The 25,362-nt window shown below is 45.3% G+C and carries 26 protein-coding genes; 3 read left to right on the top strand and 23 right to left on the bottom strand.

The features are described from left to right. Positions 1 to 5: 5 nt before the first annotated feature. The 10 genes from AC6R1O_RS05640 to AC6R1O_RS05685 all read right to left on the bottom strand — a co-directional run bounded on the left by AC6R1O_RS05640 (position 6) and on the right by AC6R1O_RS05685 (position 11,122). On the bottom strand, positions 6 to 3,158 hold the full coding sequence (locus tag AC6R1O_RS05640) for a hypothetical protein (protein WP_500656657.1): 3,153 nt from the start codon (positions 3,156 to 3,158) through the stop codon (positions 6 to 8). Beyond that, the gene (locus AC6R1O_RS05645) at positions 3,145 to 3,366 is read right to left on the bottom strand and encodes a hypothetical protein (protein WP_500656658.1); all 222 of its coding nucleotides are present in this window, start codon (positions 3,364 to 3,366) and stop codon (positions 3,145 to 3,147) included. Before AC6R1O_RS05645 ends, AC6R1O_RS05640 begins: the two co-directional genes overlap by 14 nt. Continuing rightward, on the bottom strand, positions 3,332 to 4,555 hold the full coding sequence (locus tag AC6R1O_RS05650; protein WP_500656659.1) for a hypothetical protein: 1,224 nt from the start codon (positions 4,553 to 4,555) through the stop codon (positions 3,332 to 3,334). The genes AC6R1O_RS05645 and AC6R1O_RS05650 overlap by 35 nt, the downstream gene beginning before the upstream one ends. A gap of 15 nt (positions 4,556 to 4,570) precedes the next feature. Then, the gene (locus AC6R1O_RS05655) at positions 4,571 to 5,293 is read right to left on the bottom strand and encodes a hypothetical protein (protein ID WP_500656660.1); all 723 of its coding nucleotides are present in this window, start codon (positions 5,291 to 5,293) and stop codon (positions 4,571 to 4,573) included. Positions 5,294 to 5,296: 3 nt separating this feature from the next. Next, positions 5,297 to 5,728: a hypothetical protein gene (locus AC6R1O_RS05660; protein ID WP_500656661.1), complete on the bottom strand. Its 432-nt coding sequence runs from the start codon at positions 5,726 to 5,728 to the stop codon at positions 5,297 to 5,299. Positions 5,729 to 5,744: 16 nt separating this feature from the next. Further along, positions 5,745 to 6,305 (bottom strand): hypothetical protein, encoded by a 561-nt coding sequence (locus AC6R1O_RS05665; protein WP_500656662.1) that lies wholly within the window; start codon positions 6,303 to 6,305, stop codon positions 5,745 to 5,747. 11 nt (positions 6,306 to 6,316) lie between these two features. Then, complete coding sequence (locus AC6R1O_RS05670) at positions 6,317 to 7,717, bottom strand: MICOS complex subunit MIC60 (protein WP_500656663.1); 1,401 nt, start codon at positions 7,715 to 7,717, stop codon at positions 6,317 to 6,319. A gap of 21 nt (positions 7,718 to 7,738) precedes the next feature. Next, the gene (locus AC6R1O_RS05675; RefSeq protein WP_500656664.1) at positions 7,739 to 9,166 is read right to left on the bottom strand and encodes a TrbI/VirB10 family protein; all 1,428 of its coding nucleotides are present in this window, start codon (positions 9,164 to 9,166) and stop codon (positions 7,739 to 7,741) included. Positions 9,167 to 9,169: 3 nt separating this feature from the next. After that, a complete protein-coding gene (locus tag AC6R1O_RS05680) occupies positions 9,170 to 10,264 on the bottom strand; it encodes a DotH/IcmK family type IV secretion protein (RefSeq protein ID WP_500656665.1) in 1,095 nt (364 codons plus the stop codon). Between the two features lie 69 nt (positions 10,265 to 10,333). Then, positions 10,334 to 11,122: a DotI/IcmL/TraM family protein gene (locus AC6R1O_RS05685; protein ID WP_500656666.1), complete on the bottom strand. Its 789-nt coding sequence runs from the start codon at positions 11,120 to 11,122 to the stop codon at positions 10,334 to 10,336. A 133-nt stretch (positions 11,123 to 11,255) separates the two neighbouring features. Here AC6R1O_RS05685 and AC6R1O_RS05690 point away from each other — a divergent pair, with 133 nt between their 5' ends. Together AC6R1O_RS05690 and AC6R1O_RS05695 are read left to right on the top strand one after the other, a co-directional pair. Beyond that, entirely contained in the window at positions 11,256 to 12,692 is a 1,437-nt protein-coding gene (locus tag AC6R1O_RS05690) for a hypothetical protein (protein WP_500656667.1), read from the top strand. An 8-nt stretch (positions 12,693 to 12,700) separates the two neighbouring features. Next, entirely contained in the window at positions 12,701 to 13,795 is a 1,095-nt protein-coding gene (locus AC6R1O_RS05695) for a hypothetical protein (RefSeq protein WP_500656668.1), read from the top strand. 1,255 nt (positions 13,796 to 15,050) lie between these two features. Here the strand turns inward: AC6R1O_RS05695 and AC6R1O_RS05700 are convergent. The 13 genes from AC6R1O_RS05700 to AC6R1O_RS05760 form a co-directional block, all read right to left on the bottom strand. Then, positions 15,051 to 15,335, bottom strand: coding sequence for a type II toxin-antitoxin system RelE family toxin (locus AC6R1O_RS05700; RefSeq protein ID WP_500656669.1), 285 nt, complete (start codon positions 15,333 to 15,335; stop codon positions 15,051 to 15,053). Continuing rightward, the gene (locus AC6R1O_RS05705) at positions 15,325 to 15,579 is read right to left on the bottom strand and encodes a type II toxin-antitoxin system Phd/YefM family antitoxin (RefSeq protein ID WP_500656670.1); all 255 of its coding nucleotides are present in this window, start codon (positions 15,577 to 15,579) and stop codon (positions 15,325 to 15,327) included. Before AC6R1O_RS05705 ends, AC6R1O_RS05700 begins: the two co-directional genes overlap by 11 nt. 107 nt (positions 15,580 to 15,686) lie before the next feature. After that, entirely contained in the window at positions 15,687 to 16,058 is a 372-nt protein-coding gene (locus AC6R1O_RS05710; RefSeq protein ID WP_500656671.1) for a hypothetical protein, read from the bottom strand. A gap of 50 nt (positions 16,059 to 16,108) precedes the next feature. Next, entirely contained in the window at positions 16,109 to 17,272 is a 1,164-nt protein-coding gene (locus tag AC6R1O_RS05715) for an AAA family ATPase (protein ID WP_500656672.1), read from the bottom strand. Between the two features lie 96 nt (positions 17,273 to 17,368). Further along, on the bottom strand, positions 17,369 to 18,178 hold the full coding sequence (locus AC6R1O_RS05720) for a site-specific integrase (RefSeq protein WP_500656673.1): 810 nt from the start codon (positions 18,176 to 18,178) through the stop codon (positions 17,369 to 17,371). 178 nt (positions 18,179 to 18,356) lie between these two features. Beyond that, positions 18,357 to 18,629, bottom strand: a complete 273-nt coding sequence (locus tag AC6R1O_RS05725; protein ID WP_500656674.1) for a hypothetical protein — start codon at positions 18,627 to 18,629, stop codon at positions 18,357 to 18,359. Positions 18,630 to 18,678: 49 nt separating this feature from the next. Beyond that, positions 18,679 to 20,184 carry a hypothetical protein gene (locus AC6R1O_RS05730; protein WP_500656675.1) on the bottom strand — a complete coding sequence of 502 codons (1,506 nt, stop codon included), beginning with the start codon at positions 20,182 to 20,184 and terminating at the stop codon, positions 18,679 to 18,681. A 533-nt stretch (positions 20,185 to 20,717) separates the two neighbouring features. Beyond that, positions 20,718 to 21,815: a hypothetical protein gene (locus AC6R1O_RS05735; protein WP_500656676.1), complete on the bottom strand. Its 1,098-nt coding sequence runs from the start codon at positions 21,813 to 21,815 to the stop codon at positions 20,718 to 20,720. A 2-nt stretch (positions 21,816 to 21,817) separates the two neighbouring features. Beyond that, entirely contained in the window at positions 21,818 to 22,264 is a 447-nt protein-coding gene (locus tag AC6R1O_RS05740; RefSeq protein ID WP_500656677.1) for a hypothetical protein, read from the bottom strand. Beyond that, positions 22,261 to 22,455, bottom strand: a complete 195-nt coding sequence (locus tag AC6R1O_RS05745; protein ID WP_500656678.1) for a hypothetical protein — start codon at positions 22,453 to 22,455, stop codon at positions 22,261 to 22,263. Before AC6R1O_RS05745 ends, AC6R1O_RS05740 begins: the two co-directional genes overlap by 4 nt. Then, a complete protein-coding gene (gene parM, locus AC6R1O_RS05750) occupies positions 22,452 to 23,534 on the bottom strand; it encodes a plasmid segregation protein ParM domain-containing protein (RefSeq protein WP_500656679.1) in 1,083 nt (360 codons plus the stop codon). The genes AC6R1O_RS05745 and parM overlap by 4 nt, the downstream gene beginning before the upstream one ends. 245 nt (positions 23,535 to 23,779) lie before the next feature. Then, positions 23,780 to 24,310, bottom strand: a complete 531-nt coding sequence (locus AC6R1O_RS05755) for a restriction endonuclease (RefSeq protein ID WP_500656680.1) — start codon at positions 24,308 to 24,310, stop codon at positions 23,780 to 23,782. Beyond that, the gene (locus tag AC6R1O_RS05760; RefSeq protein ID WP_500656681.1) at positions 24,307 to 24,909 is read right to left on the bottom strand and encodes a hypothetical protein; all 603 of its coding nucleotides are present in this window, start codon (positions 24,907 to 24,909) and stop codon (positions 24,307 to 24,309) included. Before AC6R1O_RS05760 ends, AC6R1O_RS05755 begins: the two co-directional genes overlap by 4 nt. Before the next feature lie 165 nt (positions 24,910 to 25,074). On the opposite strand from AC6R1O_RS05760, the gene AC6R1O_RS05765 reads away from it, so the two are divergent. Continuing rightward, the coding region (locus AC6R1O_RS05765) for a hypothetical protein (protein ID WP_500656682.1) at positions 25,075 to 25,362 on the top strand (288 nt) is incomplete at its 3' end.

Consider the following 25,362-nt stretch of genomic DNA (forward strand, 5'->3'; position numbering starts at 1 on the left):
CGTCGCTAATTTTTGGCTATTTTTTTCTTGATAGCTTCAACATCTGCCAGTACTTCTTTTCCGTACTCCATTTCTACAAGTGTCTGACACACTCGTGAATAAAGCTGATCTTCGACACTACCTAGCACTTGGTCGGCTTCCATGTTCGACTCTCTAAGTTGAGCTATGATTCCTGAGCGATGCTTTTCCATCGAACCATTGGGGTATGCCTTGCAAAGAGCTTTCAACCAAGGTCGGCCACTGTGCTCACGTTCTAACTTCAGTTTGTGAGGCAAATCCTTCGCAGAGGTGTTCAACCCCCACAACATACTGCCGCAACACAAGAACTCTACTTTCGCCGAGCCTCTCACACCTGTGATCCCTTCCTGCGAGCGTACAGAATACAGCCACAGCATCTGTGAGCCCCTTTCATCAGGTGAGTGCAACTCAGTAAGTGCCGCGACTTGAGGTTTTGTCAAACCAAAGTCTTTAGTGATTCGCTCCAGTTCCTTTCCTTTGGTACCAGAATAGATAAAGACATTCGTCGCGAGATCTTTCATTGCAGAAGTAAAGTCCGCAGATGAGTGACTCGCTTGGTTGATGTTCATGCGCCACTTAGGTGCTTGTTTGATTAACCATTCAATGTACGCGGAACCTGCGACCGGCATCGAAATTTCTTCGCCACCGACAATGGATTTAATCGTCAGAGAGTGCCACTCATCCAAGTTCAAGCATTTGTCCACTTGACTAAACTGGTCGATCCTATCCTTCCAGTATTTCACATACATTGGGCTCATATCTTGAAGAATAGAGTCGTTGATGAAGAATTTGTTCATGCCGACGTTCATCGCTAGCATGTATTCCGTGAACAAACGGATACGGGACGCATTATCCGTTGCCCCCTCAGCGATCGGTTTTAAATCAAAGCTAATCACACTCGCTTCGGAAAAATCTATCGTCGTAACGCGTGTTAGGTGCGGCATTTCCATAAGATGCGTTTTGAGCTTGTGAGCAATGATGGCGGAAGCCTCACGATAGATTTTAAACCTATCTTGGATGGTTGGGTCCGTCGTCAGCATAGCGATGTAGTCTTGCACCGTTGGCATCGCATATCGATGTGCTAGTGATGCACCTTCGATACAATCTCTCAAGAAGAATTCGTCTCGCAATTCATAGTAGCTGCGGAATTTTTTCTCTTGTTCATTAAGTGGATCTTTCCTGTCCACAGCGATGTCGTATTCCTTCGCCAGCTCTAAAAGTCGCGGGGCAAGCGCCGGACTAAATATCTTTTCTCCGTGTGCAGTTGCAAGGTGTAAGAACGTTCTCTCCACCAACACATTGATGATGTCTGCCCCTCCATCAATCGGTCTGCCGGTGTCTGCGTCTGCACACACCGAATGATAAAAGTTCGTGATAAACTCCATTTCCTGTTTGGTTGGATAGTTTCGACCCAGACGGATGTCATTTGGGTTGATCTTCCAATCCCCGCGTGATGGGTCCCATAGTTGACTTACAACCATTCGATTGGCTTGTTTTTTGCCAAATCGTTTTTCCAGCGCCATTCGCACAAGTTGCAATTCACCTTCACTCGACGGGCCTATATCAATAGACGTGATAAGTGGCAATGTTGAAGCCCCTTCCGCCAGAAGCTTCATGAATGCTTTCATGTTCATCAACAGCGATTTACCTTGTCTCGGGCGCGCTAAGTAGATGGTGTAGTCATAGTCTTGAAGATTACTGTTGGGGTTGTACGATGCTATTTTGCCGCTGTCATGACGGAAAATGATTGGTCCATAGCTCTCTAACGAGCTCTCCAATTGATGAGGCAACGAACCGATGAGTCTATCCACACCGATGATGGTACCCAGACAATGACTATTAGTACTAACGCCGGCGATATTGGTGAAAAACGTCTGAAATGGGCTAACATTGTCATATTCTACCCGCGCACCACCCCAGTCGGTCATGGTATTACCAATAATCGAAGAGTAGCGAAGTACATCTTGCTCATTATTAGCCCATGTGGTCAGCAAAATCTGCACAAATACGCTCGGTATGTCTTTCTCTTCCTCGTTCTTACGCATAAGTTGCATTTGCCTATAGGCTTCGCGGTTGTCCTCACTCAAACCTGCCAAGTGATCATTCATAAATGCATGAATACTGCTGAGCATGGACACCGGCTTAGGCTTGATGATGAAGGTCATTCTAAATGGTGTCCCCTTCAGTGCTTTGCGTAACTTATTGAAGGAGAGACGCTGCTTTGGAAACACATCTATTGTGTGGGTGGCGTAAAAGATATTACCCACTTTCAATACGCCTTCATGCTTGGTCTCGTGAATATTGCGTCTCACCAACTGCTCTGCCATGGAAGGCGCCATAAATGAGGATACGTCGACTCTTCCTGTTTGTGGGTCAACTATGGCTTTGTCGGTGGCCGGTGTTATCTCACTTAATGCGTCTGGGTACACTATCGGCGTAAAAGCGTGATCCCCTCGGTTAATTTTGCGAAGGATCTCTTGTCCCGCTTCTTTCCCCTTAAGCTTGTCGCAAATTATCTGCACTTGCCTAAGTTTTTCGATGACCGTCTTAACGTAGTTTTGGTGCTTCTTGATGGTTTGCAGATCACTAAGAAATGGGTTCGCAGACCCTTTGAACATGAAGTCATGCACTCGCATCAACGGTACATTCTCCGTTTCGACATTGGTTAGCTTCCCGTCTACGTACTCTTGTTGGGGAATAGGGGTTGTCCAGACGGCAACATATGCATCTTGTGACATGCAGTATTCCCCGTTCCCTTGCACCAGTTCTTCAAATATGTCTGCTACTTCTAGGCCGAGCGTAGCCGCGGCATTGACTGATGGACGTACCCGTTCTCGGAGCTCTATTTCTGTGAGTTCTGGATCTTGCTCGTACGTCCACGTGAGACTGACATCTGGATCATTATTGAATAGGGTCCGCATCATTGATAGGACAGATTCACACGTGGCTGAGAACTCTTCACCCCCCGTTTCCCCTAAAATATTCATGCTTCCATTTACTTTGATCAAAGTAACTCGGCCACCATTGCGAGTTATCAGGGCATGTTCATCGATATGGCAGGGGGTCTCCAAATCAATGTAACGTGTCGAGTCGAAGTGCTTTATCTTCTGCTTAGGTTTCAGCCAATCAAGAATTCCCATTTTCATCCCCACTTTCTGCAGCTACTAACTCCGTTTCCATTTTTTCTACAATGGAACTCAAAAGTTTTTGTCGTAGCTTACTTGTTGGTTGTTCAGTGACATGGTCTAACATCCGTACCACATCACTATCAATTTGCTCTAATTCACTTAGCGATTGGCCAATAGTATTTTGATTAAATTCCGGCTGTCTGTGCTTGTGAATAGTCATTGTCTAACTCGTCATTATCTGTTGTAGTTGCATTCAAGCTGTCCTCTCGCGATTGCAAAAGCGACCGTAGTTCCTGTTTGAACTCAGCATCAAAATCTTGGTCTGATTGTTTAAGCACTGCGGCTCTCAACCGAAGCATCTCCGTGAGGCGCGCCATTTCGCCTTCCCAACAGTAGAAGCTCAAATATCCGTCACCGTAACCGCTAATCACTACTTGAAACTGTTTTTTCACCTGTGCAATCAATGAAATCCAGTTGGCACGTTCCATTGAGCGCCAATACGCCATCGTCCACGTACCATCGAACTGATTTGATACACAACGCGCAACAATCCCGTGAGTGACTGCCAGTTCATAGCTTTCGTCTACCAATACATCGACAGGTTCAAACTCGCTCACAGCAAATACCAGTAGGTCTTCCACCTCAAATCGTGTTTTCGGATCAGCTTGGGCAATGGCATTCAACTCCGCATTGGACACCCAAACCGATTGTTTGGCCGGATAATCAAGGTCCACCGTGGTTTTAGAGAAATTTACGAGGATAAACGCTGCCTGCTCTATCAACAGCACTCTAGCGGGATCGGTTCTGCAGGCTTTCAACATGCCTGCGTCTCGTGTCGGCGTGGAAGCAACCCCTAGTCTTATCATTTCTGGCCAATGAGTCGCGGCCCACCGAGCGCAGTAGACGTGTTTATCCATCACCGCACCTTCGGCATAGATTCGACACGAGCGTCGTTGTAGCCATTGCGCCATGCGCCTAAACGAGTCGCTTGGTCGCGCAACATTCGTGTTATTTCCCACCTGCTTCTCGAACAAAATCCGGTGAGCGTGAAAGCGTCCGACCCATTGCATGAGACGCTTTAATTTTGTTTCTGTTCTATGAATTTGCCCATTGGATAGAATGCTGGATTCATCTTCAAAGTCTGGTAAGTATGCATCCAACAGGCCTAGCACATAACGATACTCGAATGGAGTAAGATTGAAGTGGATCAGTCGTGCTCGAGTATTATTCGTGTTTAGATGTTCGACCGCGATATTGCTATAGCAAATGGCGGCTTTAGATACATCCTCGACGCTCAAAGCTGCTTCCAACGAATCTGCGCGCTGCGTTCGACAGTCCGGCCAAATGCATAACCACTGGGAGTGGTTTTCTAGCGGGTTCACTTTCCATATCAGCACAAATTCGTTCATCGGTCATAACTCACTCTATCGAATCAAAGAGTCCAGTTTGAAGCTCGCGCTTTTTAAGATTTCTCGATGACCATCCAACTGTTTAAAAATGGTGTCACGATAGTGATTGTTGAACTTGACCATTATTGATGGATCGGCCAGATACCTCATTGGTTTCAAGAATGCCTCTCGTTTCGCGTACTTGTCATCAGGCATCTGCGCAAACATTGTGGCTAACATTTTGAGATCATTGATTTTACAGTGCGTGTATACGTCTTTATCTGCTACCTGTCGACGGTCTCTGAGTTCCATCAATAGTGCCTCGACATAGGACTTACAATCGTTCAAAGATTGCTGCTCTTCCGTTAGGCTTTCTTCCTCAACATCCACTTCTGGCAATTCTAAATAGAAATAGATCAGACGCATCAAGTTGTTTAGTTCAGCTTGTGTCAGTTCTGGAAGGTATACGAAGGTGATATTGTCCTCTTCTGCGGCGTAACCCAGTCTTAACCCCAAAAAGCACAATGGGCACACCGTGATCATATTGGCTTCGGTATAATCAGCGAGCGTGTACTGCTCATTGCGCGTGACCACTTGTTGCCACGCGGTTGATTTGAAACCACAGCACTGACATGTGTACTCATCTCGTAACATGACAGTCTTTGCCATGGCTACAAATTGAGCATTGCCTTGCTCGAGTAGACGGTCTCTTCCGTGCGTGCGATTCATACCGATATGATACATGACATGCCCTGCCATTGATTATTCTCCTTGCCCAAGGTTAAGGTTAATAATTGACTCTTGACCTGTTGAGCCAACAACTGCATCGATAATTGCTGTTGTGCCAAAGAATGAGACTACCGCGTAGCTAATGATGACACTTACACCCATTAGGCCAAGGGCCATAGCGAAGTCGATACCAAGATCTTTGCCAGCTGATGGGTCCTGCTGCTGTGCACCCTTAAGCTTCTTCAGCCCCGCAAAAAAGCCCACCATCTTGATGATTCCGTACGTGAAAGCGCCGAGTAAACAGATCCCTACCACTAGCGATAGAATCTGAACAACTCGACCTCCTAGCGTTGTAAGGTCTGCGGCCCACACTGGCGACGAAGTAAGCATCAATGCACTCGCTGCCATGAGTTTTGTTTTTGATTTGAGTGTGTTGGCCATACGGCCATTTACTAGATTAGTCATCTTGGTTTTCCTTTAATTACAATCCATGAATGAGGCCTGAAAAATATGCGGCTTTGCTGTAATAGGTTGCTGCGATGTCTATCCACCACTCTGGGTAGATAAAAATCAAAGAACAAGGAACGGCCCACAGCAAGCGTAATCGTGCCGACTGTCGAACCTGTTCCTGTGGATGACTCATATTTGAGCCGTGTTTCAAGCCACTGGTGATCGCTAGAGCACCAATGGTTCTTGATAAGGTAAGCGCGAACAACGCTAGAATCTTTTCATCTTCACTGACCTGTACTCCTTGAATGTACCCCAGTGCAGCGTATGGGTCCGTCACGTAACTTTCTGCCGCTCCTAGTGACCGTATTGAGTACATTGCGATCATGTTCGAACCAATCAGAAAAATGCCGAACATGAATCGCGTGACAGTATGCAGCGGTGTGTTGTCAGGTTGCATCATCCCGCTTGATTGGTTCCCTTTCAGTCTGTCTAGGTGCATAAATGCGCTGATACATATAACTACACCCGCCACAATTGCTGCGACATAGATGATGTACGTCGCGTATGAGAATAACTTGATTAACTCAATCATTTGTCTGCGTCCTATGGGCAATAGCCATTGAGCGGTTCATACGATTCCCCATCTGCGAATACAATGCATCCGTATGGGTCGATTCGACTGACAATCCCTCGGCCTTTGAGTTCTTCGCCCTGACGCAAGGTTATGGGCTTGGTTACTTTGCCGTTTTTTATGACTGCAAACCGACCAATGCCCGAGTCTTGGTCCACTTCAATCAGAGACAATTCCGCTAAGTATTTCTTGGCTTGTTGCAGCTCTCGCTCGGCGACTACATCATCAAATCGCTCACCTAAACTGCTTACTGAGTTTTTGAGTTCGATAAACTCTTTGGATTGCGATGCTAATAGCTCTGAATACCGTTGCTCAGCTACCTCTCGACCTTGTTTTTCCCGTAAAGTGAGCTTTTTCTCAGTGGCCAAGTCGGTTCTCAACGTGGTGATTTCGTTTTCCGCTTTTGCGATAGCATTTTGTAATAGTCGGGATTTTTCGATTTCCTGTTCCCAGCGTTCTGTCACTTTCACAATATCTTGTTTCTGACTCGCTATAGTGCTCAGTGCGCTATCTCTTTCCTTCAGCGCGCTTTGTATTTCCGTATCCTTGATGTCGATTTGCTGATTGGCCCTATCGAGTCTCATCGTCATATCGGTAAGTTGTGATTGCAGGTTGCGAATACGGTCTCTCGTGATCGGGTCACTATCGGTGTAGTCGTTCGTATCCTTTTGGGTGCTAATCGCGACTCCATTCCACAGCGCTTCCCCTGTCGGTGTGTCCATGCTCTCGGACGTGTTCACCTCTGATACTGGCAAAGCAAGTTCTGTTGGTGGTGATTGAACAGTGCCCACTTGCCCACCCATTGTGTTTCCGGTCGGTTTCTCATCCCCTGCTGATAGATCATCGACAATTGTCATCACCAGAAGACCTAAACTGATCAATATGATGACGCCAACCACCGCAAAAAATTTGGTGGTGAGGTAGAACGGTAAGCTTTCCGGTGTCTGTTCACCTGCATCGCTCAGTTCAGTGGGCGCCTCTTCTGTGTCATCACTTGGAGGTAGAGCCTCGACATCTTCTTCTTGTTTATCTATTGGTCGCTCTGCTTGCATCCATTGTTCACTGTCGTCATTCACTCCCTCAGCAGGCTCTGTGTCCAATGTCGTCGGTGTCACTTGGTTCAATAGCTGTTCGAAATTATCCTCAACTTGCGACTTACCTTCTTCAATCGATGGGTCCACAACGTCAGACTCTGACTCGGAGGTTACATCTTCCTCATCATCCTCGAATGATGCCTGATTGTTGTTGATTTCATCTTGAATGGCAGTGAACGCATCATACTCATCCATGTCTTGGTCCACACCTTCTCGCATGCGTTCTGGATCGCTTAGCGTGTCAATGGTGTGCTCATTTTCTTGATGTTTATCTGACATAATTCAACTAAGTCTCTCTTGTTAGTTAAGGCTTCGACGACTATCGAGCAAATCATTGCGCTGCTTGGGAATGAACGGGAACCACTGTGGGTTGTAGTCTTCCGCAATCATTATTCCTATGATATCGCCGGCATCTATCCATACTGTTGGTGGTATCTGTATTGCCTTTTCCACTTCTTGCTGCGCGCTATCGGCCACACCACCAGCGGATGAAGCGACCAGTTTTTTCCAATCAAATTCATTAGTTTCAATCACTGTGTCACCACCAACCGCAACCGAACCACCTAAATTGTTCACATAGTCCGCTGCACCGCTAAAAATCCCACTGAAGAAAATCATCCCCCACTTGTAGAGGCGATGGTAATCCACGTCCGTGCGGTATCCAGTTTCTAAGTTGGCACTGGGTGTTACGACAATTGCGTTGATTTGATCTGATTCACCGAAGTAGTTGAACGAATTCGACTGAAACACATAATTGTCATACGCCACCTGCGGGGTAAAACTGAACATTGCCCCTTTCAATTCTTCTGGCTGCACAACCTCTACTAACAACAGTGGGCTGGGAGACGTTGACCTTAGCCCATTTTTCACTTTGCCGATTAGCGTATCTCCAACTCTCAAGCCTCGCCCTTTTCCTTTTGTGTTGGTTGCGCGGGGCTGGAACTCTTGAGATAGGTTATCTGTGGTGGCGTTGCCTGCAATTACGGTATCGGAGAGACCGAAATCGACTTGCTCTTCTTGCTCAACACGCATCCGATTTCCAGCTTTCATCGAACCAGTTCGACCTGATTGTTGACGAGAATTGTCGAATTCACCCATCAGATCAGTGATTCTATTAAGTTTCGCTTCTGTCGTTACAGCACTAGAACTTGAGCCGGCAGTTCGCCCTTGAGCACTCCCGCCAAGCCGAGTGGTATCAGTGGCATCATCGAGTACATTCACCGGTTGAGTTTCGGCGCTGATCTGAGTGGACTGTTGCTGTTGTTGTGCACCTGCTTTTTCATGTTCATTCGCTGAAGCGCCCACAATTATCTTGGGTGAGCTTTCGGCCTCTTTGAAGCCGTCGACATCAAAAAGATTGCTTTGAACAAACGTGCTGCCGGTTTGATTGGAGCTATCTAAGTCTTGCTGTTCCTGTACATCTAAGCGCTGCTGTTGTTCAGTGGATACTGTCGAATCACTAGTTTGAATCGCTCCTGTAATAGAGTTGGGTGCTGCCACTGTAGTTCCGGCCTGTGGCTCAGAACTGGTCATGTAATCCAAAACTATGATGATCGCTATAACCACAAATAGCAGCATCCCAATATGCGTGAGCAATTTGCCTCGTTTCGTGAGTTCGAGCTTTTTCTTTTTCGGCTTTTCATTCTGCTCGTGCGCTTGGCTTGCTAACGTCTCGTGCACCGACGGTTCTTGTTCCGCAACCTGCTCTGTACTTGCTAAATCTTGCATGATCTACCGTCTCACGTAGTTGTGGTAATTGGGAATGTATAGGTTGACCTGACCACTTCCGGTATTCATCGGCACCACGCTATTGAGGCGGGTGGTTACAAACACTTTCATCGCCCCACCAGCGTTGATGATGTCATCAAAACCATAGAGGTGATAAGGTGTTCTCACGACAAAGCGGTCATTAACAAACCAGACCTGTGCGATTGAGGGATCAGAAACCAGAACGTTCACTGCCGATGCGTTTAGTTCACTTTCTTCTCTAAATCGGCCAGTGCTTGCTAAATACGTGAGGTCTTCATAGGAAAGACCTTCCGGCGCAAACTCACTGTTTGCACTCTCAACCGTATTCGATAGGCTAGATAACGTGACATTCCCTTGCGATTTTGTCGTTTTTGCCAATGTGCTGGTGGGACTCACTGTCGGGATTTTAAACGTTGTCAATCCATGCCTTTTGTCATTGCTGTATTTCACAATGAACTGGATAGGGTTTTTGTATCCTTGCAGCGTCACGAAAAGGTTGAGTTGTCGATATTTGGTATTAGGTGAAATCCATAACATGTGGTCTTCACCCTGCCTAATGTTGAGGTCATCACTCTCACTTTTGTCGAAAATCGGCCATGGTTCTCCGTTTATATCCAAGAACTCGAGCAACGTTTCTCCGGTATCGTGGACAAATAGATCATAGGTTTTGTACCTATCTCGGTAATCCACCATGTACTCGTCGTTTATCAAGGTTGGATTGACAAAGTTCTGATTTTTGGCTCGTTCTATCTCGTCAATGGCCAAGCGCAGCAAAAAAATATCATTCGGCGACAGCTGAAGAGTGCCTTCGGCAATAAGAGCATTGAGTAACGCATTGGGGTCATCGGTGCGCTTTAGTACCGCTTGAAGTGCGGTCAGTTTTTGATTGTACACAGTTGGCGACCCATCAATAGGGGTGCTGAGTATTTCTGCTGCTGTACGCTTCCGAGTGGTTTGTGTGGTTACTTCAGATGATGTTTCACTGCTGGCTGTAGGACTTTCCGTGCTCTCCTGTACGGTTGGGCGAGCGGCTTGCTCTTGTATGGTTTGCTGAAGCAAGGAGTCAATTGCACTCACTTCAAGATCCTCGGCTATGACACCGAAAGACAGAGTAAAACAAAGACCTACTATAAAACGCTCCATCATCTAGCCCCGCGTTAGATTAAAGCTATCAATGGCGACACCATGCGGGTACTGCTCTGAGTTGTTTCGCACGATGATTGTCTTAACCACGATGGTTGCAGTGCCAGACCCGACATCTGCGACTTCTTTACGGATAATCACTGGAAATGAGACTTCCCATCGAAGAATGGTTTCGTCTGTTTCCGCATCCTTAATCGGATCAATAGGAATAATACGGCTCGGTGCTTTTACCGATGCGTCTAGAGCAATGCGCTTTGATATTATCTGCCCCAACTCACTGTCTACCGGTACGCTCCCCGCTTTTCCTATCGTAACAAGCTCGCTACTCGCCCCTTTGGTAAGCCATTGCTGGTAGGCCAATTTGCCATTGTCATTGAAGCAATCATTGATAATGGTGTTAATGCGCTTGATTGGGTTAATAAAAGAAATATCCAGCGCGTTGATAATGCAAGCCTCGACCCAGTTACGCGCTGCGTTGATATTGACAGGCGGCTCTGACAAAGGCTCAATCCGTACGAATTTACTGCCGTCCCAACCAAAATACTCTGGTTTAGGACTGGGCTGGGAAACTGTGATGCCGAGCATAATGGTTAACAATGCAGTCATACCGAGCAAAAGCAGGTTGTTTCTGCGCTGGTTTTTAATCGTGTCTGCCTGCAGGTAAATCGCTTGCACTAGGGAGGTATGGGTATAGTGAGTGAAGTTACGGAGATCTAAGGTTCCGGATTTAGCTGCGCCTTTGGCTATGTCTTTCGCCGTTGCAGACGTATTGGTTTGTTTCCGTGCGCTCATCCCTAAATCCCTACCAATAAAAAATCAATATTATGAAAAATAATATATCACATATTCTACGTTTTGGTAGGGATGGAATCAATAACCGTGTTAAGATTAATTTTGAGATTAGTGAAACAAGTGAAAGGAAGTTATGAGTCAGTTTCTTGCGGATCAATACATGAAATCCAAACGCATCGAGCGCATCGAGCGTGCTTTGCGTGACCAAGAGCATTTACGTGATTGGTATGAACGCCGCCGTATGGCGGAAATGCAAGCGGAGCAACTCAACCAAGCGAGAATGCAACAAGCTCAAGTTGATGCTCGTGAAACATTCTTTGCCAACTTGAACACTCGACGATTGGATCTTCAAAACTCTATTGCTCTCTATCCTCTGGCATATGAAGTTTGGCATGACTGGCAACGCTTTTGTGGTGTTAAGCAAATTCAAGGTCGAATGCTTGGTGCAAGCATGGCCAAGACCGAGCTATACAAAAAACCACACGCCTCTGGTTTTGACGCTCGATACATCGCTTACGATTCCATTGGTGCCATGTGTAACGATGCAAACCCACAGTTTCAGGTGCTTACCCAGATTGCTGTTAACGCTTTCTACCATAACTTTCACTCTAACTATCGCACGCGCAATATGGGTGCTATTTCTTTGAACGATGCGTCCCGATACGCACACTTCATTATGGGATTGGCTGGTAGCTTTGCGATGGTAGGTGAACGCTCAACAGCTACTCCTTTTTTGATCTATTGGGGATTGCCGCAAGAGTGCAAAGAGCGCATTCTTCGAGAACCAACAAAGGAAAGCGTTCTGTTCAATACCTATTGTCCCAATGATGTCTCACTAGCAGATGACCTCATCCGCATGAGAGAGATCTACTCCATCTCGCGCTATATCCTTGACGAGCAACCCTGCTTGGATATGACGAAGCCACTTGCTAAGCGCTTGACCGTTGGTTCTCAGAGCGTTTCCGTTCAAGAACTGATGCGCGAGCAGTTCTCTGTAGATGAGCAAGATGTCATTATTGGTGGTATCGAAGCTATGACCAAAGTATGGCTAGATGAGTATGTTTCTCGCGAGTACCACCAATACATGGTGACCCTCCATGAGAAATTCCCATTGATCTACATTGTTGCTGCGACTCTCTTACTTTTGCAGCGCATTAATGCGCCGGCATTTCACGAACTGTCCCAGTGTTTCGGTGATGTATCTCAAATGAGAGATAAACTACCTAGCTCATACGTTCGACATGTCATTGGGCTCGACCGTTATTTCCCAGAACAACCAACAAAACAAAATTATGATCTATTTACAGCGATGAAAGCCTGCAACATTTCAGTGGATGATGTAACTACGCCATTGGCACCAGAAGGTCATATCATTCCACGTACTGATTGGCTTCCGGTGTACCAAGAGCAATACGACCAATTGTATTCTGTTAGTAGCATGGAGCTGGAAGGTGATTTGGCACCCTTCTACGAGCCAGTGAAAGTAGAACTGTCCCATGAGTTTTCCAATCAATTAGGGTTTAGTACTGAGAGCACTCTTATTGAGTCTCAGGATAGCAACAAGAAGTGAGGTCACGTATGTATTACGACTCAGAGCGCGTCGCGCAACTTATTCGAGACAATACCGCCAACCCAGCGAATAACTATCGTAATGACGTCCGTTCGGCATACGCGCGGATGCTGACTAATGCAGTAGCCGACATCAACAACTGCTATACCCGCACGCAAGACAATGTGGCCAAAGCCACCGGCCATCCCTTTGCATACGACCTCGTTAGCCAGATCAATACGTTTCTTCTTGAACACTACCCGAGCCAGTTTGAGCAAGTGTTTCAGCTTGCCGGCCCCAATCATGAGGAAAAGATTGCGTCGTTCGTTACTCGCTACAAAAATGCAACTGAGATGCTTGGTCGAGGTTTGACCCAAACTCAAATTGAAGAAAACGTATCAAACGGCGGTTTCAATAGTATGGCAATTGAGCTGGAATCCGAAGTGAATGCGTTCTTAAACAAGCTCTGCCGTTCGAAAACCAGTGCACCGTCTGGTGAATATCTTGAGCATGGGATTGAACTATATCGCGACAATGACTACAAACCTGAAAATGAGGCGCAATATTATCGTGCACTCACTGTTTGGTTTAGCGACATCATTGAAATTCTGTTAGAGCCTTATGCAGCTACGACGAGCAGCGATCACTCTTCGCAAGTGAAAGAAGCATGTCGCATGGCTTTTCAGTATTACACAGCCGCTCATCGTCAACTGAGCTTTATGAAATCGACATTCTGCCACAAGTTGTACTCTGTATCTCCCGCCCTCTTTAATGAGCTGGTGGAAGAAAATAACGCTAATATCACCTATAAGGATTTTCATATTGCGGCTCGAGTCATCGAACGAGCGAACATGGCAGTGACTATCCATTCTGAATCCGGCTTATTCAGCTTAGGAACCTACTTACGGTTCTTCGCCCACCATATGGTTGCCAATCCTCATGCCGCGACTCGTTCAGATTTGTCGGATAAGACTTTGTTACCTTACGACTACGTACTCAGTGAGTCTCTCAAGGTTCACAAAAAGTATAAGCCAGAGCATCAAATTCCAAGTGACAAAGCGCGTGATATGTTACTCGCCATGATTGAGCTATGGTGCCCAATTCGACCATCTGACTTCTCGTAAACTGGGCCAGTACAATTGCGTCTACAGACCCAGAAAGGCACCCTATTCGTCGGCTAAAGTGATGTAGCCCAGCCTACTACTGTCGCGAATAGCGAAGAAGGGTTTTCTAAGGGCTGCATTTGATACTTGGTTGGAATGTCTTTGTGTAACGGTTTAACGAAAGCCTTGCCGTATGCAGACGCAAACTCCATTATTTCAGGGACTCCCTCGCTGGGTAAGGTGATGACTAACTTGCCACTGACGGGAGTGTGAGAGTGGTCAAAGTAGAGATATCCATTTTCTGAAAAGCGTTCTTTTAACGTTTGCGGGATTTGCGAAGAGGACAGATCTACAGCGAAAACGCTTGCCTTTGCTCCTGTGGGACATGATACCCTTACGCTGCTATCGGCTCTTACCACCCCAGCTGACAAGGACTCCAATGTAACCACGGGCACCGTCTGACTTGTGACTATATCATTAACCAAACACTCGTCGTTCATTGGCCCTTCACCACTCACAAGCCACCTTACCCCGCACCCTAAAAAAGCTGCTAGTGTTAGTGCGGAGTCAGACATTAGGCTTTTGTGTGGCTTCATTTTTAAGTTCTGCAACACAGTCCGTGATACCCCACTTTCCTTTGATAGTTGAGCGATGTTCCTAATTCCTAAATCAACCATTCGACGCTGTATGTTCTGCCATAGAATTGATGACTCGGCCATATCAAACCTCTTTTTCGACCCGTTGTTTCCTGTAGCCTATATCGATTTGATATTGACCACCATATGTAGAAATTACAGGAATACCTCTAGAGACATAATGTACATATAGGACTCATTTATGTTCCTACTTTGTGACACAACGCACTTTGGATTAGACAGCATGCTGGTGGAATAAACTGGAACTGGCTTTGGATGCGTCAAACAGGTGGGTAGCTCCAATCTCATGGTCAGTTATCGCAAACATTCGGATCTGACCATCTATTCTCCATTACTCTTTACTTGTTGGTCTGGAAGAAGTCTTGAAAGCCTTTCAAGTCAATGCCACCAGCTCTTTTCCGGAGATTTGTGATTACCGAATTAAACAAGCTAATTCGCTGTGGAAAGTCTTGGTTTTGTCTCTGACTTTCCAGAGTGGACTAGCGCCCTGTCGGTTACTTAAACCGCTGATAACGCAAGCAAACGCCGCTGTCGTTACCAACGATTTCCAGACTATGAAAATCTACAGTCTAGTTGTCCAGAAAAAGATCTACGTAGTACCATGATGTTTCCTACACACGTTAAAGTCGCTTTATTGCAGACTTGTACACTTCATTTCTCTCACGCTTGCCCACAGCGACAACCGATACAACAACCTCTTCATCCCGAACCTCATAGACAAGGCGATATCCTGCGCTACGGAGCTTTATCTTATAGCAATTTGGTAAACTACTAAGTTTGGCACTCGGTACGTGAGGATTAGCTAGTCGTTGTCCTAATTTTTTCTTGAACTGGTTCTTTACCGTTGAATCCAGTTTCTTCCACTCTTTCTCAGCTTCAACCTTGAAACGTAACTTATAGGTCATCCAATGAAACCTCGATTTCTGGAGAGTTCTGGCGATCTTTAACTATTTGAGCAAGCTCGATATCCTCAAGCTTATCCATTAGTAATTCATAGGCGTCAGCAGGAACACAATAGAAAGCCGGTTGGTTTCTATTTAGAACTGCAACAGGAAAGCCATCAGCTTCTTCTACTACAGCCATAGGGTTTTTCTTCAACTCAGTAATGCTTGTAGAGTTATCTGCAAGAATGGGTCTAATAGTTGCCATGTTTAACCTTTAATAGAGACTACTTCAGAGTGTTTATAATAGGTCTTTAAGTAAAGCAGGTCAATTAAAAAGACCATTTAAATGGTCTTTTTAATTCTGGAATTTTCCTACTTGGATAACACTGCCGTTTCCTGTGCAATTGCATTCAAATTAGCGACTAATTCTTTGACTTGCTGGTCTGAAAAATCAACGGGTTTTTCTTTCACTAGAAATTCGATCACTCCATCGGTGATACCCCACTCAACAACAACTCCTTCAGGAACAAGTTCGAAAGCCTCTTCAAGCTTACGTTGTTGCTCAAGTAGTCGATCGTTAAATCGAGTTTTACCCACTACTGGTTTTGGCTGACCGAAGTTTTCAATATGGTCTTTTCTTTCTTCCGCTGAAATCCAGATTTCACCACTCTTTTCAAACGTGAACTGCCCAGTGCCAGTTGAGCCTTTTCGTAAAAGAACCCGCTCTATTAGTGCTTTGATCATGTGTTATTTTTCCTATCTGATAGAGCTAGTGCCACCAGCCCAGTTTCCAATTAACTATGTCGCCTTGCTATTTCAGCAATTACAGGGTTAATTACACGGTAAATTCCACCAGAAGTTAACTCAATCAGGTCTTTATTGATGAGTGAGTCAACGGAGCGCTTCACTGAGCTAGGAGCCATGTTCATCTTTGTATATGACCCTTTTGACTGAAGCCTCTCGTTAATGCCCTTGGCTATGCCCGATAGCAACTTCTTATCGTTTGTACTGAGGCTCAATATCAAGCCTTTTTCTTCACGCTCGGCCATATCAACCACTTCCTGCCATACCTCATCCACATCTGCAATTGTAGGGGGATCAGGTAACAACCAAAGATCACTACAAATAGAGTTCACGTAGTAAGGGTGACACTCCGAGAGTTCGAGTATTCTTTCTATAACACCATCTAACAGAACGCTTCCCCACTCAACTTGTGCCAGTTTGTTGAAATGATCTTTATAATGCTCTACGGCTATTCTGTTTAATGGAAACGGCTTGGTATGGTTATATAAAGGTCTTTTCTGATCGGTTAGACTTTGAGCCATTAAAGCTCTTTCTGATCCACAAAATACGAAAGTGATGGCCTTAGATTGTTCTAGCTGGTGGCGAATGGCTGACTCAATTTCGATGCCCCCATCTGTTTTACCAAGTTCCTGAAACTCATCTATGATGAAAATCACACGGATACCAGACTCGTAGGCGTATTCGTCAAGTTGGCTCATAGCACTGCGCAATGAGCTAAGTGAAATGTTATCAGAGCTTTTTTCGAACGAAATACTTGGCATTCCTCGGTCAAGTTTGACATTCAACTCGCGTTTATCGAATTTATCTTTGATGTAGTCGATTATAGCGTCAGATTTTGTGTAGCCGCACTTACTAGCCTGAATGCTCGCAGTTTGGCCCATTAGATCTGATGTGGTTTGAAGAAGTTGTTTAATCAGACTCTCATTACCGCTATTAAAAAGGATATGGCATCGTTTTAAGGTAATATCATGCCCTTCTTGTCTAATGTCTTCACCTACCTGCTCAAGCAAGCTGCTTTTGCCATGCCGTCTATGGGCTTGTATCCAAACGTGTGTACCTTGAAGTAACAGTTTACTGAGCTTTGCTCTTTCTTTGGCTCTATTGCAAAAACCTTGGCCTGTTACTACTCGTCTTGGAAAAGGGTCTGATCGCATTGTTTTAATATCCTGTATTCGTTACACAGAATTATATCATATCACGCACACTGCGTCATGCAAGGTGCGTGACGCAGTGTGCGTGATTGTAATTTTTCAACGAAACATAAGGGCTGATTTATCCTTAAGTTGCTTCCATTCGATATCGACGTATTCATCCTGTGATCTAATGTCCCTATGGTGAAGTAGGTGTTGAATAGTGGCTTTCAGTTCCGCATCTGTGCATTTCTTACTAAGAATTTTTTGAGCTAGCCGCGCTATTGTATGGCGACCTGTGTGCGAAGAGCATCCCGCATGGCCGTATTCACGATATAGTGCTTTAATCGTATTTTGCATACTGGTACAGACTTCGTACTCTCTACCTTTTACCGTTTTTCGTTGTAAAGCGAATGACTTCCACTCTCCGTGATGATTACTCATGAATACAGGGCTATCAGGATCTAGGCCGCGATACTGCTCCCGTCTTTTACCGTAGTTCAACCCGACTCGATGTTTGACTCTCAGATCTAACCACCTATTTATGTAGAATCGCTCCTTATCGATAATCACTGGTGCGATAATTGGTTGGCTTCCTTTAGTCGCGCTAGCTCTAATCCTAGTTAAATGCATCAATTCCCCATTCTCGTATAGTGCCTCTTTAACTAGCCATTTGGAGCACTCAATTGCTCGAAAAGCTGAGCCAAGAGTAAGCCACAAGATCGCTTGGTTACGGGCTGCTATCAGTGGGTCAACACTAGGATTGTCGATTCGGTCAATAAGACTATCAAAGTCTTTGAGTGAGATTGTATCGGGCTGTTTAACTTCTTTCTTTGGCGGGTTGAACACCCACTTAAACTCAATATTGTCAGCATCCATAAAAACTAATTGCCCATATTGGAAATGATTGTTTCCTACATGGTAGTACATTTTATGTTCAGTTGAGTTAAGCTGCTGTTTTTATGTAACGTGATAGGAAACTCGGATTAGCCCTGCTTATGACTAATCCGATGATTGTGTGACCTTGAAATATCTGAGCCACGCGAGTTCATTTCTCGCGTCAGATTCGTCTACTTCAGTAACCGGCATAGTCACTGACAAGTAGAAGTTAGCTTGGAACCCAGTCGATACTTGTAACAACCGCACCAGATAGGTGTTTTAACTTGGGCGGGTAGATGCCTGAGCTATTCCACACAATCCCCATCTCAGATAGCAGATCTCGCTTAGACCAAATGTAATTTGCGTGTTTTGACTCCAGTTGCACCAATACATCATTTTTACTATTCAGTGTGCATAGTTCTAGAGTCTCAGATTCATGACGTACCCTTATCTTTTCGATAATGAAGCGTTGAGGAATTTTTTCTCCAATAATCAAAGTCACTTCGTCTCCTTTGATATTGACAATGTAATCACTAGTAATCATTCTCGGCCTAATAGGGTGTTAGAACGTATTTATCGTTCGGCGTCATCGAGACGTCTTGGTTGTGACCCATTTTTGCCTCTAATATGTGGTTGGCTTCACTCACTTGCTTTGCTAAACCTGTCGCATTCAACAGCTCAAATCTATGTTCTTTTGAACCTAATAACGCCGAGACTGTGTCTAGGTACGTAGACTCAGTAGCCTTGCTAAATGAATAAGTATCGTTACTGTGCTTTTCAAGCAGCTGTCCTACGCTACTTCCCGAGTGAATCTGCATTTGGTGGTACAGTAACGTCATTGCAGTTGCGGTGGTGTTTAGGTCCGCAGTGATGTCATTGAATTCCGGATAATTGTCCGGTTGCTGCCTATATTGATTGAGAAATGAAATTAACGGTTTTGTGAAGAACGTTGTGTTGTGAGCTAGAGCTGCATTGGTGCTGGTGGTTTTGTACTGCTCGGGGTTACCACGCATCGTCAGATAATCAAGTTTCAGCGATTCCCACTCGTTGCTTTGTAGGCTCTTGGCGCCAGCAATTAGCATTGTAGAATCTGCGATCGCCTCTGAGTAGGTCATGGACAAAAACTCACTTAGAACGACATCTGACACACTAGACGAACCTTGAGTGATGTCTTCCATCGCCTTATCTACATCCAGAGTCCTATACATGTATGAGTGACCTAGTTCGTGCATGGCTATGAAAGTAGCAGATATCTCCGAAGCGGTTTCAACCGTAACTTCTCTCGCCATTTTGTGGTCCACCAGCGGCCCATTGTAGAGTGGGTAGTCTTGATCTGAAATCTCATTCATCAGTTCATAGGCCGGCCTGTGTAATTGTTCCACGTGAACAACATTCACTTTTAGATATTCTTCGGATTGGGGTACTACCGTTTTAAAGGCCATAGGCTCCAAACTCGCATTGAAGTGGTTCAGTTCGGCGTTAGCCTTACTTCTATTGGTGATAAGTTGCGGGGCCTTTTTCAAATACCGAGGGCTAAGAACCTGAGCCAACTCTACATTCTCTTTGAAGTGTTGAGCTATTTCGTCTTGAACCTTTTGGTAGCTGTGGGTTTCCGAGTTAGCCTTCATTTCCTTGGCGTTGACTAGGTAAGTGATCTCTACCCCAGCGTACGGCGATTCTATCAAAACCACTGTCTGACTATTTGCCGCTTTCACAGCTGACTGCATATCTGACCAGTTGTTAATCCTAGAAGCACCAGCAAAGTCAATATTAGAGTTAGATTTGTTGGTTTTCGCGAGTATCTTTCCCAAAGCCAGCGCTGAATCGGTGAAACTATAAGCTTCATGAACTTGCTCGGCGCGACTTGACGTAGCCACTAATGGTTCCGTAATACTTGGCATGGCAAAGGCTTGGTTTATACCACTTGCTATTGTAGCTACAGCTAGAGCCCCTACAATCACTTGCTTTATAGAAAGTGAGTTGCTTGCGTTATCCGACGAGTCGTAAATCGCTCCTTCCAACCGGCTTCCAATCTCTAGTAAACTCAATCGTTTCATCAACGCCACCCTTCCCTTAGAACCACAACATATGATATCAAATATTTTGCACCACCACACATTAGTATGGGCAGTACTTATGATTGAAGTGGATCTCTTGGTCTATGTATCGTATGCATTCGCATGTTCAGAATAACTGGTACGTTGTGCTTCGATAGTTTACGACACCTGTCGGAAACGCGTATTGCACAAACCTCGAGGGATCTTCGTTTAGCATGGGCCCCATGTCGGACACGGAGATACGGCCATTCTCAATGCTTACATCGAGTAAGAAGTTGACTCTTGCAACGTCAACCATTTCTTCGACGGTCCTCCCTCGCGCGCCGCTGACCCTAGTAAGCAATCGGACTGGCTGCTTATTGCAGACCACAAATAGGCCAATATACGCTTTCACCCGCTGCAACTGGGTAAGGTTACGGCAAACGATGAAACCAAACTGGTTTATCTCACTGTTCGTTGCAAGCGACGTGTTGTGGCCATGTGTGGATTGAACAGAGCTTGTCTTGTAGCTTTGGTGCTCGAAGACTGCGTAATCATTTAGACTGTGGCGCGGCATAATTCAATAGTTTCTCATCCTTCAACACAGAACTTAACCGGTAGCTCGCCAGTTTCATTTGATTGATCAACAAGGGTTTGACTAAATCTCGGGCTTTAAACCCTTCCTTGATCGGAAAAAGTTCTGGATAGTAAATAAACAACATGATCTCTTTCGTATCCTTTAAGATACTGCCGAATCCGGTGTTCGCCTGTGCTTTTGTTTTGAGGCTGTAGCTAGTGTCGGCCATCAGCGCTTCCGATGCTGCAATAATGGCGCCATCATTCAAAGGCTCGGAGGCGCCGCTGCTCTGGATATAGTGCCATTTGGTCAATGTGCACTGGGCTAATGCATCTCTGGTACCGTACTCAAACTTCAGCCTTTCCAAATCAACGTTCATGTATTGTCTAATTCTGTCTAAATGCGGCTTGCTAATCGCTTCATGGTCGATAAGGTCATCAGCGCACGTCAATAGTCCATTCACATCTGACAAGCAATCGTTATTGGCATAGGTGTACGTAGAGTTCGGCGCGTGGATTCTTAGATAGATGTACGCCTTGATATAGAGTAGTGCCGTTTGTGCTGCAATTTCATCAGGGCTTGTTAGATGATTCTGAAGCTTTACAACCATATTGTAGAGGGTGTCATACGTCACATCGAAAGGCTGATTATTACTTTGTGTGCATTGTGGATTGCCAACTTGTTGTGTGTTGAACACCAAGTTAAGTGGACCCACATTCATCATTGGCGTTCGAAAGGCGACCGGTTGAATCCCTATTTGCTTAAGGCTTTCGTCACTGATTACTGTGCCTCGCTCTCGGAGTACTCTGTCTAGACTGTATGTTTGCCAGAATTCAACCAAGAACATATAACTGGCTATCTTTAAATACTCATGGTTTACAAGAGCGATGGTCTCTTGCCCATTGAGCGTTTTATAAAGTAAGTCCGTATATCTCACCAACCGTTGCTGTTGGATTATCGGCGTTTCAGTTAAGGCCGCATTAAACAAGGCAGCTTGAATATTTGGGGTATAGGCTTTGACGCTGCCTGACACACTGAGGAAGGCTAAGATTGCTAGGACAATTGCTCGTTTCATTTCTAAGTACCGGTTTGGAAGAAGGATGAAAAGTCTCCGAGCTCCAGAGCAACACTATCAAGTGACATTTCGTCGGCATCAGTAATATCTTGGCTGTCGGAAACGTCCTCGGTGTTCTCGTATGACTCTGTGGGTTTCTGAGGTGCCGGTGGAGTATCAGCTGCCACCGACGTGTCATTTGAGAAGTCCGCTGGGGGGTTATCAGTGACTTTCCCTGCCAATCCACTGATGCCCATTTTCCACTTCAGCCCCAACTGACTAAGAGTTTTGGCAATGTTTTGCTCTCGCCCCGTTTTCTCTTGTAGTTTGTTGGCTTCAATCGCCAACTCCGCGAGTATGCGATTGAGGGTTGGTGAATCTAACTCTGCAAGGTGCCGTGTCACGTCTGAGTTTGTCGCTTCGTTCTCATTGAGGCGAACGTAAATGGTTTTCCCGTTGTTCGCAGTCATAGGCCTTCTCCGATAGTCAGGTAGTAGACAGCTTGCTCAAGCGAAACCGGACTGCCAAGAGTCTCTTCCATTTCGCTCGCTATCCTGCTCAACTCCAAACAAATCGCTTTTACATCAGTTGATGACAGTTTAGCGAGCTGTGCCGTCCACTCTTTGTCTTGAGATAAGTCTATGCGGTACTTTTTTCTCATACGGCATTCGCTTGTTTCTTCTTGTTCACTTCGGCGATTCGAATTTGATTCAGCATGGCGCCCACAGCGTTGGCGAACAGTGGATCATCAACAAACTCAATGTCAGGAATGATGTTAGCTAGATGGCGGCTAATTGTCTTAGCACTGCCACCACTCGCGACTACCCTGTCAAAGTTGTTAAATGGTGTGCGCTTTTGAATTCGATCTATCCCGTTACTCAATACATCACGAATGACTTTATCAACATGGTCTTGAACTGACATTTCATTCTTGCCACGCTTATCGGTATAGAACAGTCCTGTTTCTATAATTCGGTCCATTTCTGGCCGGTCGATGTTTCGTCGATATGATTTCAAATAGGAAAGAAGGTCGCTATGAATTTTCAGCATACCAATCCCCTCTTCGGTGTAGCTCTGCTGACTCATTAGCTTACCACCAGACATGACAGCAACATCTAAACTTTGACCACCGAAATCCAGAATAAGTATGTCTTTGTTCATGGTGTCTGTGTTGATCGAAATAGAACGCTTAGCGGGATTATAAAGATGAAGAAGTGAAAGATAAGTGGCAAAACCTTCAGGTACCTGCTCACATGACACCACTTCTACTTGTTCGCCGGACGTTTTGATGACTGGCGTCATCAGGTTTTCGTTTCGTGCTGAAACGTAGTTACCGTTGACCTCTCCATTCGTATGAAAGAAACGCTGAAGTGGACTTGTGCAAATGATATGGACTTTCTTTCCAGACAATCCCATGTGATGAAGCATTGCGTGAACCAAAACTGTGTTGGCGGGGTCTGTTTTGAATTCCAAGTTCTGAGTATCCACCAGCATACTATTTTGACCAAAAGGCAGATTCTCCATAACTGAATAGAACAGCTCTTTCCCATCTTTCTGGGCAATAAAGTCACTCTCAAACGTGGACTCTTTGAACGACGGCATTGACGCGTGGCCTTGCATTACCAAACTAGGCTTCACATATTTAATCAGTTCGCCAGATTTAGGGTCGACCGCAATCCCCTTCAAATTGAAGTGGCCATCATCAATCACTACGGTTACAACATCACTTTGTGCACTCATCTTCGATCTCATCCTATTACAAAAAATATAATACAATATATTCCATTATATATGAGATGTCATGATTTTCTGCAGAATATGTCACCACAACGCACTTTATTGCACTCCCCTACCACATTGAATACAACAGGAAGAGGGAGCTGTAATGCGTTGTGCAATAAGACAAGGGGCACAGGATAACGGGCTAGGTTTCTTGGCTGCCCTTTCAGCGCGCAAACCATAACGAGCCGAGTGGGAGCACGGAGTCAGGAACCCTTGTGAAAAAACTCATTAATAGTGCTTCGATCCACCAAGCTGATCGGGCTTTTACACAAACGTTGGATATTGGTCGACGCAGAACCAGTGGTGATGAATAGGCCGGATACATTTCTCGCAAGACACTGCTTCTTGAACTTCACAACATCTTGCCGACGAACAGCTGTGTTCTCGCCATAGCGCTTTGCTTGAACAATGCTCCATCGATGTCGATTTGAGTAGCGGTACCGTCCGTCGATGCCGCCATCATGAGTGTAACGACTATTCCGGTGAATTTTGGCGCCACGCCTTTTCAACTGAAGTAGCACCATTTCTTCAAAGACAAAATGATGTGTGTTGGTCAGTAGTTCCAGCTTTTCACTTTGAGTGGATAGTCGATCGAACTGCTTAAGTCGAGCTCTAGCGCAGCGGAGCGTCCACTGATGCCTACCTATGTTGGCCCAAAACACAATAGACACGCATACAACAGCGAGTCCGATCAGCCCCCATATCATCAAGGATAATCCGCTCAAGTCTCTCATTTGATTGTGTCGCTTTGCTCTTCTGTGTTATCAGATAGAGACTCGCCGAGCAGCAATTGAAGTAACTCATTTGCTAATACAAATTTTTCTCGAGCCCTCTTTACTGCACGCGTTACATTTGGTTTCGCAATACCAGTTCGTAAGCTGACCTCTGTCATTCCTTCACCGTCAATGAAGTACATGGCCAACGCTTTACGATTCTTGTCTACGGTATCCGACGTTCTAGAGCGCACGTTTGCCAGCAACAGCAGTAACTCAATCGTCACCGGCGTCATCTTTCGTTCATGATCTAAGGTTCCTGAACATGCGACGATAAGCTTGTAGAGGGTGAACAAAAAGTCTCGGTTTTTATAGATGGTTGCTCGTACGCTCTTTTTAAAATCAGCAATGCCCATTGTGTCTGAGTGATTAATGTAATTCACTGTATCATCAATTACGCTTGCTGTTTTTACTCGACCAATATGAGTAAGCGCATGCCGAATAAACGGCTCTGGCAGCGAATTACCTTCTTTGAGCGTTAGGGGTAAGTGAGCACACTTGTCGGCGATATTTACATTCGCGGGAGAAAAGAGCTGCTCATCGATTTCAGCGTTTGTCATTTTTATACTCATTGATCATATATTCCTATGATTATGATACATCATACAGTGGCATGATCACTACCAATTTGCCGAGAGTGTTCACGAAGGTTAGGTGCATTGACTGTACCACTGTTTAAGCGTACAGTTCTTTGGACCCTAAAATTATCATAAAGAGACATTTCTATGGATTATTTATTTGGTGACTTGGACTGTCTGTCTACCGAGTCGTTCTTAGAGCCGTTAGCTCATTCCAAGCAAGAATTTCCCATCACTCAGTTAAATCGCTTGTTTGCCTCTCGTTCAACGATTGAGATCCATGACATGGTCTCTCAGCCAGATTTTGACCAGCTCATTTCGACCATTGGCCAAGAAAACATATTTAAAGTCGTTATTGATGTGGTCTCAGGGCCGAATGCTGTGGTTGATAAGGTATATCAGGCCAAGCTTTATTTGGAGAATGGTATTATCGAG

The organism is Vibrio sp. R11-SG3-ISO3-SZ (assembly GCF_059834345.1).